This window comes from Vibrio sp. 10N.261.51.A4, from assembly GCF_041471945.1.
Classification (GTDB): Bacteria; Pseudomonadota; Gammaproteobacteria; order Enterobacterales; family Vibrionaceae; genus Vibrio; species Vibrio crassostreae_C.
On the sequence record NZ_JBFRPJ010000071.1, the window covers coordinates 1 to 15,481 of the forward strand.

Consider the following 15,481-nt stretch of genomic DNA (forward strand, 5'->3'; position numbering starts at 1 on the left):
GCAAAGATCAACACGCCCTAATATTTAATCGAAAAATATCAATTTATCATTTACGTCAGAAGGGATAGAAAAGAAGATAAAGAATAGAAATGGAACGAATAAAACGCAAAAAGGCCGAATCGATTTAACGATTCGGCCTTTATTCTAGCGTACTGTTGTTACTCTTTCCTAAGCCGTATTTGGCCTTTCAATCGAGCTAACAACACAACATCAAATTAGAACGCGTAGTTTGCGTCAATCAGTTCGCTAACTTCCACTTTGCTTACTTCAGCACGAGCTTCAAGCCATTGAGCAACTTGCAGTTGTTCTGCTTCTGTTACTGAACGGTAGCGCTCAATTGAGCATAAGAAACCTTCAAACAGCTCAAGGCCGCCGCCACCAAAGCACAGACCGATGCTGTCGATGAAATCGATAAATTCATCGATGAACACATCGTATTGGTCAAAATCAGCAATCGAAGTCGTGCAGCTTACTTCAAAACCTAGAATAGCGAATTCACCTAGGTATAACTTCTTGCGTAGGCGGCGATTTTTGTTTTCGATTTTATCTAATTTCATAACTGTCTCTCTTTTCGTTTGATAAAGCATTTATACACAGTTCCACATCAATCCCCAAGAGTTTTGTATTACACAAGGGTGTTAATGGCAAAAATCGTGCTACAGAAACAAAACCTTAATCAAATCTATAAAAATCTGTCACTTAACTGCTTCACGATTAGTCACACATTGACCAAACTTATTAACTCATGAGTTAGTCATGAATAACGAATAATAAAATCAGCCAATAGGAAGCAGTCGAGATGAGCAAGGAAACATTTGATAGCACTCGTTTTAATAAGAGCAAAAACAAACCCTTCGAAGAAGTTTTAGATGCGAACCTTTCAAGAAGAAATGTTCTCAAAGGCGGTTTAGGCATCAGTGCAATGACGGCGTTTGGTGCTTTTGGTTTAGCAGGCCACAGCACAGCGCACGCGGCGACAGCATCATCTAGCGCACCGCAAAAAAGCACTGCTACACTTGCATTCGAATCGGTTAAAGGCTCACTGACAGACAGTGTCGTTGTGCCAAAAGGCTATACAGCACAAGTATTGGTTCCTTGGGGTACTCCACTTAACAAGCAAGGCAATGCTTGGTTAAAAGATGGAACCAACAACGCACAAGATCAAGCAAACTCACTGGGCATGCACCACGACGGCATGCACTTCTTCCCGCTTAATGGCAACAGCAACGACGGTTTGTTGGTGATTAATCACGAATACATCGACCAAAAAGCACTGCACGCTAATGGTCCTACATACGATGAAGGCAACCGCCCTAGCCTTGATGAAGTACGTAAAGAGATCAACGCACACGGCGTGAGTGTGGTTCGTGTAAAACTTGAAGGCAACCAATGGGTGATGGTCGATAACGATCCTCTGAACCGCCGCTACACAGGCGCGACCGTAATGGATCTGTCTGGTCCTGTTGCACACAGTGAATTTACCAAAACCAAGTTCTCACAAGACGGCAGCCAAGCTCGTGGCACGTTGAACAACTGTGGTAATGGCTACACACCATGGGGCACTTACCTAACGTGTGAAGAAAACTGGCCGGGTTATTTCGTTAACAAAGGCGAGACAACACCAGCGCAAGAACGTATTGGTATCGCTACTGACAAAACACGTTACGGTTGGGACACGCTTTCAGGTAACAAACAAGAACGCCTAGACGAATTTGCTCGCTTTGACGTAACACCAACAGGTGAGTCAGCAATGGACGATTACCGTAACGAAGCACACGGTCACGGCTACATTGTTGAAATAGACCCATACACAGCAAACTCTCGCGCTAAGAAACGTTCTGCACTGGGTTGTTTCCGTCACGAAGGCTGTACGTTTGGTAAGTTGACCGAAGGCGAGCCAATCGTATTCTACTCTGGTCACGATTCTCGCTTTGAATACCTATACAAATTTGTTTCTGAAGAGAAATGGGACCCGCGTGACGCAGAACCGAGTAATCGCCTAAGTGCGGGTGACAAGTACATGGATAAAGGCACGCTGTATGTGGCTAAGTTCAACGATGACGGTTCAGGTACGTGGCTACCACTAACGTTGGGCAGCAAGACTACAAACGGCGGCAAGCTAGGTGATTCATTTGACTCTCAAGCAGCGCTTATCATCAATACAGCGGGCGCTGCCGACCTTGTTGGTGCAACGCCAATGGATCGCCCTGAATGGTGCTCTGTTGACCCAATGACGGGTACGGCTTACCTAACGCTGACTAATAACAACAAGCGTAAAGAAGCGAACTCTGCGAACCCTCGCGTAGACAACAAGTTCGGTCATGTTATCCGTTGGGATGAAGGCAAAACGGCAGGCGAGTTCGATTGGGATATCTTCGTATTTGGTTCACCAGCAGTGGAAGACAAGTCTATTAACCGCTCTGGTCTAACAGACATGAACCAGTTCGCGAGTCCTGACAGCTTAGCGTTTGATGCTCGTGGTATTTTATGGATTCAGACAGATAATGGCGCAGACGAAGTCACTGGCTACACCAATGACCAAATGCTGGCAGTGGTTCCATCTCAATTAACGGATGACCAAGGCAACAGCGCGGTAATTGATGCAAACAATCAAGCGCAGCTAAAGCGTTTCTTTGTGGGACCAAACGGATGTGAAGTAACAGGCTTTACCATCAGCCCAGATTTCAAGTCACTGTTTGTGAACATTCAACACCCGGCAAACTGGCCATCGTCTGAAGATGCAACCGCACAAACTCAAGGCAAAGTCCGCCCAAGAGCATCTACGGTTGTGATTCGTCGAGAAGACGGCGGTGAAATCGCGGTTTAAATATACAACGCAGGCTAAGATCAGAAACATTTCTGTTATCTAGTCTCTGTTCGCTAGCTAAGTAAAATCAAAAAGAGCGATAAGGCCAAATGCCCTATCGCTCTTTTTATATTCTATGCATTCTTCGGTTTAAGTAAGAATCCGAATTTTCAAAACTCACCGTAATCCTAAGTCGTCATCATCCCACGTACGCGTCACCCTCGAGAAGGAGGAACGACTGAGTCGGGGATCTCTGCTCGTTGTAGGCTAACCAGAATTAGCTCACGAACAACCAAACACCAACGCCCATCATCAACGTACCTGCAATGCGGTTCATCAACTTAACATTGTCGGCTTTGCCCAGCATATGCTTTAAGCTCTTTCCGCCTGTCGCGTATAAGGTCATGCAAACAAACTCAGAAACCAGAATGATTGACACGAGAATGAACAACTGCGGTGCTAAGTCTTTATTGCTGTTAATAAAAGGAGGCAGCAAAGAAATCATAAACGCCCAGCCTTTTGGGTTCGCAATTGCAGTGACAAAACCTTGAACCACCAAGTCCCAATCATTGCTGACTTTTGTTGTTTGGTTGTCAGTACTGATCGCCAGTTTGCCTCTCGAACGCCACATCTGAACGCCTAAATAAAACAGGTAACCCGCACCAACAAATTTAAAGCCCGTAAATAGCCATGGGTAATTCAACATGATCGAAGCGATACCCAATACCGCGGCAATAGAAACCACAGCGACACCAGCCAGTTCACCGATCATCATCCATAATGTACGCTTGTATCCAACACTCATTCCAAGTGTCAACGCCAAAGTCATACACATACCGGGCGTGATTGACACGAAGAAAAACGTGGGAATAAAAGCCCAAAGTAGTGCGCTATCCATATTATTACCTTATCGACTTGTTTTTATTTATTAGTTCTTGTTTCTTGATCGGGCTTGAAATGAAGCGAGGTTGAAACGAAGCAGTAATGACAATAAACAATATTGCGATCAATACAAACAAAAAGAGCCACATAACAGTGGCTCTTTTCAATCACCAACCGTAATTACTTACGACGGTTTTTAATTCGCTTCATCATAGTCAAACGACGTTCAGCGCTTGCTTGATCTTGCGTCTCTTCGTTCGCGTTGTTCTTACGACCTTGGCGGTTTTTGTAAGCCGATTTAGTGTTCAGCTTCTCGATGTAAGCATCACGTTTCTTCGGTTCATAACCCGGTTGTTCAACACGACGAATGCGCTGTTGAATCAGTTTTTCAACTTGAACGACAGTCAGCTCTTCTTCGCGGTTAACGAAAGAGACAGCGTGACCTTGCTTACCTGCACGACCTGTACGGCCAATACGGTGAACATAGTCTTCTGCTAGGAAAGGCATGTCGTAGTTAATTACGTGTGGTAAGTCTTCGATATCAAGACCACGAGCCGCAACGTCGGTTGCTACCATTACACGCGCTTTACCTTCTTTAAAATCGTCTAGAGCACGACGACGAGCACTTTGCGCTTTATCACCGTGACACAGTACTGCTTTAATGCCGTCTAGCTTAAGCTCTTTAACTACATCGTTCGCTGTTTCTTTGTAGTTAACAAAAACAAGCACTTGGCGCCAGTTTTTACGACCAATCAGCTCAGAAAGCAGTTCTGTTTTACGCTCTTGATCCACTGGGTAAACCACGTGGCCGACAGTAGCAGCCGTTGAGTTTTCGCGCTCAACACTAATACGTTTTGGTTTACGCAGAATATCAACAGACAGTTGGTTTAACTGAGTAGAAGTCGTTGCAGAGAACATCATGATTTGCGGTGATGTTTCTACATCCAACATGATCTTACGAACGGCATTGATAAAGCCCATATCAAGGATACGGTCAGCTTCATCAAATACTAGAAATTCTAGGTTAGCAATAGACACGTTACCCGCTTCTAAGTGCTCTTCTAAACGGCCAGGTGTTGCAACCAAAATATCCACACCCAGTTCTAGTTGACGAACTTGTGAAGACATCTTGTTACCACCGTAAACCGCAGAAACACTTAGATCTGTGTATTTAACGTAGTCTTTAATGTTTTGAGCGATCTGCGCAGCAAGCTCACGAGTTGGAGCAAGAATAAGGCCGCGAGCCGTTCCTCTAGACGCCTTTTTACCGCTGTTCAAAAGGTGTTGGATAACAGGCAATGAAAATGCCGCTGTTTTACCCGTACCGGTTTGAGCAGTAGCAAAAATATCATGGCCTTTACGAGCCATTGGAATCGCTTTTTGTTGAATTGGAGTGAGTTTTTCATAACCACACTCAGTCAACGCTTTGACTAATTCAGGAGCAAAACCTTGAGAGGAAAATGACATTGTTACGGGTTCCTTAAGCAGACAGCCTACATTCTTATTTCAGCCGAGCACTATAAAGTAATTAGAGTGATTTATCTCACATTTATCGTGATATAACGCAAACTTTCTCATTTAATCTGGTGTTTATCCCGCCTTCAACGAGGTAAACACCAAGATCCTTGGTTCAAACAGCAAAAACAGGGCTATTTGATGCCACACAGCTTGAGTAGAATCTGCTCGAGATCGCCCCATGGCATGAGCTGCGAGTCGATCACTTCCAGTCGAGATTCAAAGCTATCAAGCGTAATTTCGTTCACAGACACGACTTGATTCGCCACATTGAATGCGTAGCAACCTTGGTCGGTGTTCACGACAGCTTTTACACGCTCGGCCGTTAGATCTGACAACATAGAGAATAGCGCATCGAAGTCGAACTTATGCTCTGCGCCAAACAACCAACCACAACTGAAATAGCCCTGTCCTTTATTCTCTTTACGGATGAAAGCTTCACCAGGAGGAAGTTGGAATTGAGGCTCTTGTTCAGCGTGATCGTGATGATGCGCTTCAATATGAGATGAAGCACTGCCGTATACTCTTTCAATGTCTAACACTTCCAATGGCACTTCACCATCGTGAATTAGCTTATGGAATACTTTTGCTGGCGTTTGATCCGTCACCCAATCATTGAACACATCGATGTCTTCAGAATGAACAAGGTCAACCTTAGTACCAAGAATCACATCTGCACTATTTAGTTGATCATTAAAATTCTGATTCGAGGTGTACTTTTCATTAGACAGATTTCGTGGGTCAACCAAACCAAGCGTCGCTTTTAAATCGACATATGGTGTGTACTGATCGGAAGTCAGTGTCGCTATAACCTGTTTAGGGTGACCAAGCCCTGTCGGCTCAATCAATAAACGGTCTGGCTTTTGGCGAAGTAAGGCATTAATACCCACTGACATAGGCACGCCCGCAGTACAGCACATGCATCCACCCGGCACTTCTTTAATCAAAGCGCCTTGATCTGTCATCAATGCACCGTCAATGCCGATTTCCCCGAATTCATTAACCAGAACAGCCCAGTTTTCATTCTCAGGTTTATTTTTTAGCAGGTTCAAGATGGCTGTCGTTTTACCAACACCCAAGAAACCCGTAATGATGTTTGTAGGAACTTTTTTAGTCATATCAGTTCTCCTTTTTAAGGGAGTATATACTCAATCACCCAAAAGTTGACCCCAATCGATTGTTTACACTGAGATTCGTTAATAGAGGTTGGCGCGAAAATAATCAGAAGAGATAAAGCAATAGAAGCGGGATGTGGAAATGGGATGCTCCAGACGAACTAAAGGCGTACTTACTCAGTACGCCTCACCCTCGTTACTCAATCGTGAGTTCGCGAATCAGGAAGCCTTAAATATCGACCTGAACATTTAACGAGGAACTAAAACTTTGTTTCTGAATCCATCCAAATTGTGTGTAAAACCTCACTTCTCCTTGCGGTTCGTTATGTTGCTTTACGATTTAACTATGGTTCATTTTTGGGGATATTCAAGCCGCCGCCAGAGAATCGATCAAAACTGTGACGGTGATTACACTATTGACCATAGATTCCATTTATTTAACACGTGCATTCCATAAATGAAATTCAACTTTTCATCTTTGTTGCTATAGGATATGCAGAGGAAGCGTATAATTTAATGCAACCCCGCCTTAACTCATTCAGGAAACTTATCTTTATGACCAGAAGAGAGAAAATTAAGCAGTCCTTACTAGCCAAAATGCCAAGGGATGCTATTAATCAATTTCTCTCAAGAGATAAGACCCCAGCTTCAGTTCTCTTTCTTTCTTGTATTGTGGGTGTACTTGCGGGCGTTGTGGGTACCTATTTTGAAGTTGCGGTTCATTTCATCACAGAAACCCGTACCGATTGGCTAAAAGATGAGATCGGTAGCCATTTACCACTTTGGCTTGCTGCTTTCCTTATTAGTGCTGCATTCGCCTTTATTGGTTATTTTCTCGTTCACCGTTTTGCTCCAGAAGCTGCCGGTTCAGGTATCCCTGAAATCGAAGGTGCAATGGACGGCATGCGCCCTGTTCGATGGTGGAGAGTATTACCCGTAAAATTCTTTGGCGGCATGGGCGCACTCGGTTCAGGTATGGTGTTAGGACGCGAAGGGCCAACCGTTCAAATGGGCGGTAGTATTGGTCGTATGGTCACAGATATCTTTCGAGTTAAAGATGATGACACTCGCCACTCACTGTTGGCGTCAGGCGCCGCTGGTGGTTTAGCCGCCGCATTTAACGCACCACTGGCAGGAATCATGTTTGTTGTCGAGGAGATGAGACCACAGTTTCGCTACTCACTCATATCAATCAAAGCCGTCATCATCTCAGCTGTTTCAGCCAACATTGTGTTTCGTTCTATCAATGGCCAATCCGCCGTTATCACAATGCCTCAGTACCAGCCGCCTGCACTCGACGCACTTTGGTTATTCTTATTGTTAGGTGTGTTATTCGGTCTGTTTGGTGTAATTTTCAATAAGCTGATTACGCTTTCCCAAGACCTGTTTGTGGCGATCCACAAGAATGACCGTAAACGCTACTTGATGACAGGCACCCTACTTGGCGGTTGTTTTGGCTTGTTGCTACTCTATATACCTGAATTAACTGGTGGTGGTATTGGTATCATCCCGAACATCACGAATGGCAGCTACAGCGCCAATGTGTTGTTGCTGATTTTCTTAGGCCGAGTCCTCACTACCCTGCTTTGTTTCGGCTCTGGTGCACCAGGCGGTATCTTTGCACCAATGCTTGCGCTAGGAACACTCTTTGGTTATGCGTTCGGGCTTATCGCAGCGGCATTCTTTCCTGAACTGAATATTGAACCGGGTATGTTTGCAATTGCTGGCATGGGAGCGTTATTTGCTGCCACTGTTCGAGCACCTATCACTGGCATACTGTTGGTTATTGAAATGACCAATAACTATTACCTGATCCTGCCGTTGATCATCACCTGCTTAGGCGCGGTAATCATTGCTCAAATGTTAGGTGGGCAGCCAATTTACAGTCAGCTGCTTAACCGTACGCTGAAAAACGAGAAACTAAGACAACAAGATCTTCCTCAACAAGAGGAAGTGCGCTAATTACAAATGACTCATGAAACAAAAGCACACATTCAACGTGCTTAATCTCCCGATTCCGTATCAAAATCAAAAAAGCAAACGTTAAACTTGGTATCATCCACTCAAAATTAGTTGAGTGCCCTCAAAATCTATTGAAGGATGACCTACACGCTCTAACTAAAGCAAATAGTCCAATATTCTGTAATTAACTAAGTCGGAGTAAGTCGTTGAACTGGAGAAGATTAACCCAAGTAAAAAATGTGCCGCCATCTCAGGCGTCTTTAGCACTTGGCGTTATTGGGTTAGGACAAGCTTGGGCGTTATATATCCCGGGCATTGGTGAGATAATTCGTCCCTACCTCGCTGCATTCGGCGCGCTATTATTGCTGCCTGTTTTACTGCGCTATTTAACGAGCTTTAATACCTTCCTTAATGACATTCGCCACCCGTTAAGTGGAAGCTTGATGGCACCAATGAGCATGGCTTTACTGATTCTGTGCGACTATTTAGCCGAGATATCGCCAGCTATCGCCTACCCAGTTTGGTTCTGCGCGCTATTGCTGCACTTTACCATGATGGTGTTGTTCTTTAGTTTTCAGATCATCAACTTCAAAATGTCGAACATTGTACCGAGTTGGTTTCTGTATCCGGTCGGTTTGATCAGCAGTTCCTTAGCTGGCACACAGTTCGGACACACTGTATTTTCAGAAACACTTGCGGTCACTTGTATTGGTATCTATTTCCTTATGTTGCCAGTGGTGTTGTACCGCTTGGTGTTCGAAGGCAACCTTCCTCGCCGAGCAAGACCAACACTCGCTATCATGGCAGCTCCGGTTAACTTATCTTTAGCCGCTTACTTGGTTAACTTCGACAATCCAGATCCGATTCTAACAGGCGCATTGTCTGGCATCGCCATCACCATGACACTATTGATTTACTTGTGTTACATCCGCCTAATGCGTTTGAAGTTCCAACCTTCAATTGCTGCCGTCACCTTCCCATCCGTGATCAGCGCTATTGCCATGCATCGTCTAACCACATTTTTCGGCGCGGAATACCCACAATGGTATTGGCTACACAAGTTTGGTTTCTTCGAGCTAACCATCGCCACCATCCTAGTGATTTGGGTGGCAGGCGGTTACGTGAAAATGTACTGGCCTGAGTTTTTTGATTCCGATTACATGTCTAAGAAGGTTAAACGTTCTTAGGTCAAAACGAAAAGATCTTAGCTGAACCATCGTGCTCTGTAGTAATCGATGATGTCAGACAGAACAAACCAAAAAAGGCCTCACAATGTGAGGCCTTTGAATAGGCAAGGTATTAATAGTTCAGGCGAGTGTTACTAGAACTCTCGAGTACTATTAGAAGTTAGCGTGAGGGCCGAATACTTCGTAATGTACGCGTGAACGATCAACGTTAAGTGCGTCTAGTTGCTCCACGATGTTCTTCATGAAACCAACAGGACCACAGATGTAGAAATCGCTCTCTTCAAAGCCTTTAGTATCAGAGATAGACGCTAGATCCATTTGCCCTTGATGCGTGTTTTCACATGCAGATTCATCTTTGTTCATGTACCACGTTTTCGCTTTCCAACCTTTGTCGGCAACAATATCTTTAACACGAGTCGTGAAAGAGTGTTGGCCTACGTTCTCACAAGCGTGAAGGTAAAGTACTGGCTCGTTTTTATCTTCCGTGTTTAGGAACTCAAGCATAGACTGCATTGGCGTTACACCAACACCTGCAGAGATAAGTGTTACTGGCTTGCTGCGCTCTTGATACATGAAGTCACCCGCTGGTGCGTATAGGCTAACCTCATCACCAACAGCAACCGTATCGTGTAGGTGGTTAGATACAACGCCTTGTGTCTCTTGGCCTTGTCCTTCACGTTTAACAGAAATACGGTATTGCTTGCCATTTGGCTTATCAGACAGTGAGTATTGACGAATCTCGCTGTATTGAGAGCCTTCTGGTTTCACTTCGATACCGATGTATTGACCTGGTGTGTAATCCAGAACTTCACCGCCGTCTTTTGGCTGAAGGATAAAGCTTGTTACTAGCGCTGACTCTTCGATTTTGTCTGCAATCACAAACGCACGCGCTGCTTCCCAACCACCAACAGCTTGCTTACGCTGTAGGTAAAGTTCAGCTTCACGATCGATGAATACTTGCGCCAAGAATAGGTAAGCGGCTGTCCATGCTTCTTCCACTTCTGGAGTAAAGGCGTCAGCAGCTAGTTCACGTAATGTCTCAATCAGGTGCAAACCAACAATTTGGTAGTGCTCTGGTTGAATGTTAAAGCTTGTGTGTTTCTGAGCAATACGTTCAACGGCTGTTGTTAACGCTGCTAGATTTTCAATGTTCTTTGCATATGCCGCGATAGCTTCAAACAGTGCTACGCCTTGGCGACCTGTTCTTTGGTGAGTCATATTGAAGATATCTTTCAACTCAGGGTTATGCGTGAACATACGTTGATAAAAATGCTGAGTTAAAGCTGGGCCTGCGCTCTCAAGTAGAGGGATAGTAGATTTGATGATTTCGATATGTGCATTGTTAAGCATGAATTTACTCCGAACACTGAGCCTTATGACCTATATGTCATTTTGACTACTAAAAATTAAGAATGACTTATCGATTTTCTGAAACCTTAGTTATTTTTAGAAACTGAGTTATTTTGACTCGTTTTCATTTCAAAAAATCGCGAAACCTGATTAATGCCACCTGATTGATTGAGATCAAGAATAGTCTATTTAATCAGCGCTATAATTGGGCTTCTCTGTATCTTCTGCACAATCAGTGCCAACTTTATCAATCCCCGTCATTACTGGTTTTCTTCTCAAAACTCATCTTATATAAATGTCAAAAAGACCTTTTTTTTAAGTCAATAAGACTCTATTATGTTTATAAACACACACAGTTAGAGTTTTTTATGCAAGATATCTCCGCATCTACCCTCATGGAAATGACCATTGGCCTCGCAAGTGGTGTCAACGATCAAGATCGTTTCAATCGCCTGATCGATGCCATTCGCAAAACCATAACGTGTGATTGTGTCGCGCTTTTAAGTCTTCAAGGCGACACGCTAGTACCTATCGCAATGCAAGGGCTCAGCCGAGATACATTCGGTCGTCGCTTTATCATTTCAGAACATCCACGATTTGAAGAGATCTGCGCGTCTCGCTTTCCAGTTCGTTTCGATGCTGACAGCTCCTTACCCGACCCTTTTGATGGTTTGCTTATTGATCATGATGGCGATTTACCAATGCATGCTTGTATGGGCTTGCCTTTGCTATTTGGCGATAAGCTCTTAGGCATTCTGACTCTAGACAGCTTGAAACCTGATGTCTTTGCGAATATACCGGCGCGTAACCTTGAAGTGCTGGCAGCTATTGCAGCCTCAACCATGCAGATGGCATTGACCTTCTCGCAACTTGAACATCAAGCAAAACAGTCAAAGCAATTACTCGAAGAGTTGAACGTCGAAGCGTGGGAACGTGACGGCGGCGAGTTGATTGGTAACAGTGACACCATGGTCGCGCTTAAGAACGACATCGCGGTTGTCGCGCCGTCTGAGTTTAATATCTTGATTCATGGTGACACCGGAGTTGGTAAAGAGCTTGTGGCTCGCACCCTGCACCACCAATCTCAACGTAAACGTAACCCACTCGTCTACGTAAACTGTGCAGCAATTCCTGAAAACTTAGTAGAGAGTGAACTGTTTGGTCACGTTCGTGGCGCGTTCACTGGCGCAGACAAAAACCGCTTAGGTAAGTTTGCTTTGGCCGATGGTGGCACACTGTTCCTTGATGAGATTGGTGAGTTGCCTTTGGCTGCTCAAAGTAAGCTCTTACGTGCGCTGCAAAACAACGAAATCCAACCTGTGGGCCAAGACAACATTCAAACTATTGATGTTCGAGTATTGGCAGCGACAAACCGAGATCTAAAACAAGAAGTTGAAGACGGTCGATTCAGAGCCGATTTGTACCACCGATTGAGTGTGTACCCTATCGCGGTGCCTGCACTGAAAGATCGTGGTGACGACATCAGCTTATTAGCGGGTTTCTTCTTAGAACAAGCGCGTCGTAAGCTTGGTATCAACCAAGTTAAGTTCCGCTCCGACGTTCTTTCTTTCCTAAACCGTTATGGTTGGCCAGGTAACGTGCGTGAACTTGAGCATGTGATCAGTCGTTCCGCATTGAAAGCGTTAGCACGCAGCACCAATAAAAACCTAGTGACAATCACCAAAGAAGATTGTGGTCCTCTAGACCAAGATCAACCTATTGCGACGACACAGGTGAAGAACACACCGTTATCGACACCAACGATCGACCTTTCTGCAGGGCTACGTGGTGCAACGGACGATTTTCAACGCAGTATCATTACTGAGGTGTTAGAAGATGCCAACTTTAACTGGGCACAGGCAGGGCGAGTTCTGAAAACAGACCGAGCAAATCTGACTCGACTGTCTAAGCGTTTAGGGCTAAATGTGGCTAAGTCTCACACGATCGAACGGACAAAATAGATATTAGCGGTTTGTTGCGAGCATCTGACAAAACTTGTGTATATAATGCTGCAAATTGTAACGCTAATTTTAAATATGTAGAGAGAGTTATGAAGTTTATCCGTTGGTTCTTAGGTCGTGTCATCTTGTTATTGAATTTTGTTTTCAGCCCACGTGGTGTGAAGCGTTCTCAAGAAGAACAAAGCAAAGTGAATGAGCAGGCAAAAACGCACACGTTATACCAATTCGAAGCGTGCCCATTTTGTGTGAAAGTGCGCCGCGCGATGAAACGTCAGTCGGTTCAATTTGAACTTCGTGATGCAAAAAACAACGAACAACACCGTGCTGAGCTTGAAGCTGGCGGCGGTCGTGTGAAAGTGCCTTGTCTACGTATCGAAAAAGACGGCAAAACTGAGTGGATGTACGAATCTTCAGATATCGTGACTTACTTAGAAAAGCAGTTTGCATAAGCAACAAAGCAACAAAATCTAGATACAAAAAATCCCTCTAATGTGAGGGATTTTTTATGTCTGCTATTTGGCGTTAATCGCTTCAAATTGGGCGTGAAAGTTCAAACGACTACTTCGCTACAATCAGCATCAATTCCACACGGCGGTTACACGCCTTGCCTTGCGCAGAAGCGTTGGTGCAAGCTGGTACGTATTCGCCAAATCCACGAGTATAAATGGAGCGACTTGATACGTAGTTACTCTCTAATCGAGCCTTCACTTCTTTTGCTCGCTGCTCTGAAAGCGGATCATTGATTCGATCTGTGCCCGTATTATCGGTGTGCCCTTCAATCACCACATCAATATCTTGGCGTTGAGCAAGGTAGCTGCCTAGCGTATCTAGCCATTGATTATAAGCTGGCTCGGGGAATGCTGAACCTGTTTTAAAGTTCACGTGCTGCTCAAGCTTTACCATCACATGGTTACCCGGCAACACTTCAAAATCGATACGGTTTTGTCTTAAAAAGACTTCCAGTGGATCGTTAGTCGAAACGCCACGTCCGTAGTTGGTCGTTATGGTTCTTTGTTGATGAGTACTGCTCTGAATCGAGTACCCACGATTGCTTGCTACATGAGTCGTTTGAACCACACCCCATTCAGGATGCATCAAGTCGTAATCGGTTTGCGGTGCAGTTTCTAGCATGTCACCGCCAAGTAAGTCAGTTGGTGATGTGGCTTCACACCCCGCCAAAGCTATGCTTAACATTATCGCTAAATATCTCATTACTTCACCAACCACTCATGCAGATAAACCATTCACTAATGTCTATATCGGCACCGAGGGAAAAACTTTAGACGAAAAGAAAGCAGAACCCAAAAAAGTGCTGTTGATCACAGTTAACCGTCTACTAGCCTGTCTTCAGCCGCTAGTTCGAACTGTTTGCATTTATTTACCTTATAATTGTTTTCCAATTCGTACTAAATAGTTAGAATCTCACGACTTCTCAACGCTAGAGCAAACATTATGTTTAAACCATTTACTAAATTCATCACAGCACTTGCTGCCGTACTTATTATCGCCGGTTGTAGTGAAACAGACGAGCCACAAAAAGGCGTTCAATACGAAGCGCTTCCAACTGCTCTAACAGAATTTAACTTGTCTCCGATCACTGAAATCTTCTCTCTTAACTGTGGTCACTGCCGTCAAATGGAAAGTGCCATTCCAGAGATTGAATCTTTAACAGACCAAACTATTGGCAAGATGCACGTGACGTTCAACGAAAGCGCTCAAATCAGCGCAATGATCTACTACACAGCAGTGATGCAGCTTGATGCGACGCCTGACCACGCGTTCATGGACGACCTATTTGGTGCCGTTCAAATGGGTGCAGATGCAACACCAGAGCAGCGTCAACAAGCACTAGAGACAGCGTTTACTTCTCGTGGTTTGGTTAGCCCATACCAACTGAACAAAGAACAGCAAGTCGCTCTTTTCGACTACGTTAAGAAAGCAGAAGAGATCTCAGTAAAAGGTCAGATCAACTCAGTACCAACCTTTATCATCAACGGTAAATACCAAGTACTAACAGCAGGTCACCAAGACGTTGCTGGCATTGCAAAAACGATCAACTACCTTTTGACTCAACCATAATCGCGGCTTTAGTCAACTGATTAACACATTTTGTATTAACTACGAAATTCAGCACTCAATATAAATAGGTTTTACTATGTCTAAATTTGTCATCCCGGTCATCGTCTTTCTCTTGGCGGGTTTCATGATTTACCGTACTTGGACGAATCATAAGTCTGGCGGAGAAAACTTCGAACAAGGCCAACAATTTCTAATTGAAAACGGCACTAAAGAAGGCGTGATTACGACTGAAAGCGGTCTTCAATACCTTGTTCTTGAAGAAGGTACAGGCACAGAGCACCCAACTAAGAACAGCAAAGTAACGGTTCACTACCACGGTACGCTGATCGACGGCACTGTTTTCGACAGCTCTGTTGAGCGTGGCGAGCCAATCTCATTTGCTCTTAAGCAAGTAATCAAAGGCTGGCAAGAAGGTTTGACTTACATGGTTGAAGGCCAAAAAGTTCGTCTATTCATTCCAAGCACTCTAGCTTACGGTAAAGGCGGTTCAGGCCCTATCCCACCATCATCGACTCTAATTTTTGATGTTGAGTTAATCTCTATCCAATAATCGAATCGCTATAAATAAGCTTCTGATTTAAGCCCCAATATGTACACCATGTTGGGTAATGCCGATCAGTTAAA

General features: G+C 44.4%; 13 protein-coding genes. 7 read left to right on the forward strand and 6 right to left on the reverse strand.

The features are described 5' to 3' along the window. Positions 1-215 precede the first annotated feature (215 nt). Positions 216-557, reverse strand: a complete 342-nt coding sequence (locus AB4384_RS16045) for a YggL family protein (protein WP_102333496.1) — start codon at positions 555-557, stop codon at positions 216-218. A 242-nt stretch (positions 558-799) separates the two neighbouring features. On the opposite strand from AB4384_RS16045, the gene AB4384_RS16050 reads away from it, so the two are divergent. Further along, positions 800-2,827 (forward strand): PhoX family phosphatase, encoded by a 2,028-nt coding sequence (locus tag AB4384_RS16050; RefSeq protein WP_372129806.1) that lies wholly within the window; start codon positions 800-802, stop codon positions 2,825-2,827. Between the two features lie 256 nt (positions 2,828-3,083). Here AB4384_RS16050 and AB4384_RS16055 read toward each other — a convergent pair whose 3' ends face one another. The 3 genes from AB4384_RS16055 to AB4384_RS16065 all read right to left on the reverse strand — a co-directional run bounded on the left by AB4384_RS16055 (position 3,084) and on the right by AB4384_RS16065 (position 6,321). Next, positions 3,084-3,704: a LysE family translocator gene (locus AB4384_RS16055; RefSeq protein WP_017064486.1), complete on the reverse strand. Its 621-nt coding sequence runs from the start codon at positions 3,702-3,704 to the stop codon at positions 3,084-3,086. A 164-nt stretch (positions 3,705-3,868) separates the two neighbouring features. Then, positions 3,869-5,155, reverse strand: coding sequence for a DEAD/DEAH box helicase (locus AB4384_RS16060; protein WP_017069159.1), 1,287 nt, complete (start codon positions 5,153-5,155; stop codon positions 3,869-3,871). Positions 5,156-5,337: 182 nt separating this feature from the next. Beyond that, positions 5,338-6,321 carry a GTP-binding protein gene (locus AB4384_RS16065; protein ID WP_372129807.1) on the reverse strand — a complete coding sequence of 328 codons (984 nt, stop codon included), beginning with the start codon at positions 6,319-6,321 and terminating at the stop codon, positions 5,338-5,340. A gap of 552 nt (positions 6,322-6,873) precedes the next feature. Between AB4384_RS16065 and clcA the strand changes: the two genes are divergently transcribed. Further along, the gene (clcA, locus tag AB4384_RS16070; protein ID WP_372129808.1) at positions 6,874-8,280 is read left to right on the forward strand and encodes a H(+)/Cl(-) exchange transporter ClcA; all 1,407 of its coding nucleotides are present in this window, start codon (positions 6,874-6,876) and stop codon (positions 8,278-8,280) included. Positions 8,281-8,519: 239 nt separating this feature from the next. After that, entirely contained in the window at positions 8,520-9,467 is a 948-nt protein-coding gene (locus AB4384_RS16075; RefSeq protein WP_050634251.1) for a TDT family transporter, read from the forward strand. Positions 9,468-9,620: 153 nt separating this feature from the next. Here AB4384_RS16075 and hmpA read toward each other — a convergent pair whose 3' ends face one another. Beyond that, entirely contained in the window at positions 9,621-10,817 is a 1,197-nt protein-coding gene (gene hmpA, locus AB4384_RS16080) for an NO-inducible flavohemoprotein (protein WP_372097391.1), read from the reverse strand. 368 nt (positions 10,818-11,185) lie between these two features. Between hmpA and norR the strand changes: the two genes are divergently transcribed. Then, positions 11,186-12,778, forward strand: coding sequence for a nitric oxide reductase transcriptional regulator NorR (norR, locus tag AB4384_RS16085; protein WP_372129809.1), 1,593 nt, complete (start codon positions 11,186-11,188; stop codon positions 12,776-12,778). 89 nt (positions 12,779-12,867) lie between these two features. Next, entirely contained in the window at positions 12,868-13,227 is a 360-nt protein-coding gene (locus tag AB4384_RS16090) for a glutaredoxin (RefSeq protein ID WP_017062638.1), read from the forward strand. Between the two features lie 109 nt (positions 13,228-13,336). Here the strand turns inward: AB4384_RS16090 and AB4384_RS16095 are convergent, their stop codons facing one another. After that, positions 13,337-13,972: an OmpA family protein gene (locus tag AB4384_RS16095; RefSeq protein ID WP_017631828.1), complete on the reverse strand. Its 636-nt coding sequence runs from the start codon at positions 13,970-13,972 to the stop codon at positions 13,337-13,339. A 258-nt stretch (positions 13,973-14,230) separates the two neighbouring features. Here AB4384_RS16095 and AB4384_RS16100 point away from each other — a divergent pair, with 258 nt between their 5' ends. Next, entirely contained in the window at positions 14,231-14,857 is a 627-nt protein-coding gene (locus AB4384_RS16100) for a thioredoxin domain-containing protein (RefSeq protein ID WP_004731367.1), read from the forward strand. Between the two features lie 76 nt (positions 14,858-14,933). After that, a complete protein-coding gene (locus tag AB4384_RS16105; protein ID WP_086775967.1) occupies positions 14,934-15,407 on the forward strand; it encodes an FKBP-type peptidyl-prolyl cis-trans isomerase in 474 nt (157 codons plus the stop codon). Positions 15,408-15,481 lie beyond the last annotated feature (74 nt).

Bases quoted from the DNA above. Each gene is read 5' to 3' on its own strand.
- AB4384_RS16100 (WP_004731367.1), top strand. From the start codon at position 14,231: ATGTTTAAACCATTTACTAAATTCATCACAGCACTTGCTGCCGTACTT.
- AB4384_RS16105 (WP_086775967.1), top strand. From the start codon at position 14,934: ATGTCTAAATTTGTCATCCCGGTCATCGTCTTTCTCTTGGCGGGTTTC.
- clcA (WP_372129808.1), top strand. From the start codon at position 6,874: ATGACCAGAAGAGAGAAAATTAAGCAGTCCTTACTAGCCAAAATGCCA.
- AB4384_RS16090 (WP_017062638.1), top strand. From the start codon at position 12,868: ATGAAGTTTATCCGTTGGTTCTTAGGTCGTGTCATCTTGTTATTGAAT.
- AB4384_RS16055 (WP_017064486.1), bottom strand. From the start codon at position 3,704: ATGGATAGCGCACTACTTTGGGCTTTTATTCCCACGTTTTTCTTCGTG.
- hmpA (WP_372097391.1), bottom strand. From the start codon at position 10,817: ATGCTTAACAATGCACATATCGAAATCATCAAATCTACTATCCCTCTA.
- norR (WP_372129809.1), top strand. From the start codon at position 11,186: ATGCAAGATATCTCCGCATCTACCCTCATGGAAATGACCATTGGCCTC.
- AB4384_RS16065 (WP_372129807.1), bottom strand. From the start codon at position 6,321: ATGACTAAAAAAGTTCCTACAAACATCATTACGGGTTTCTTGGGTGTT.
- AB4384_RS16060 (WP_017069159.1), bottom strand. From the start codon at position 5,155: ATGTCATTTTCCTCTCAAGGTTTTGCTCCTGAATTAGTCAAAGCGTTG.
- AB4384_RS16045 (WP_102333496.1), bottom strand. From the start codon at position 557: ATGAAATTAGATAAAATCGAAAACAAAAATCGCCGCCTACGCAAGAAG.
- AB4384_RS16050 (WP_372129806.1), top strand. From the start codon at position 800: ATGAGCAAGGAAACATTTGATAGCACTCGTTTTAATAAGAGCAAAAAC.
- AB4384_RS16095 (WP_017631828.1), bottom strand. From the start codon at position 13,972: ATGTTAAGCATAGCTTTGGCGGGGTGTGAAGCCACATCACCAACTGAC.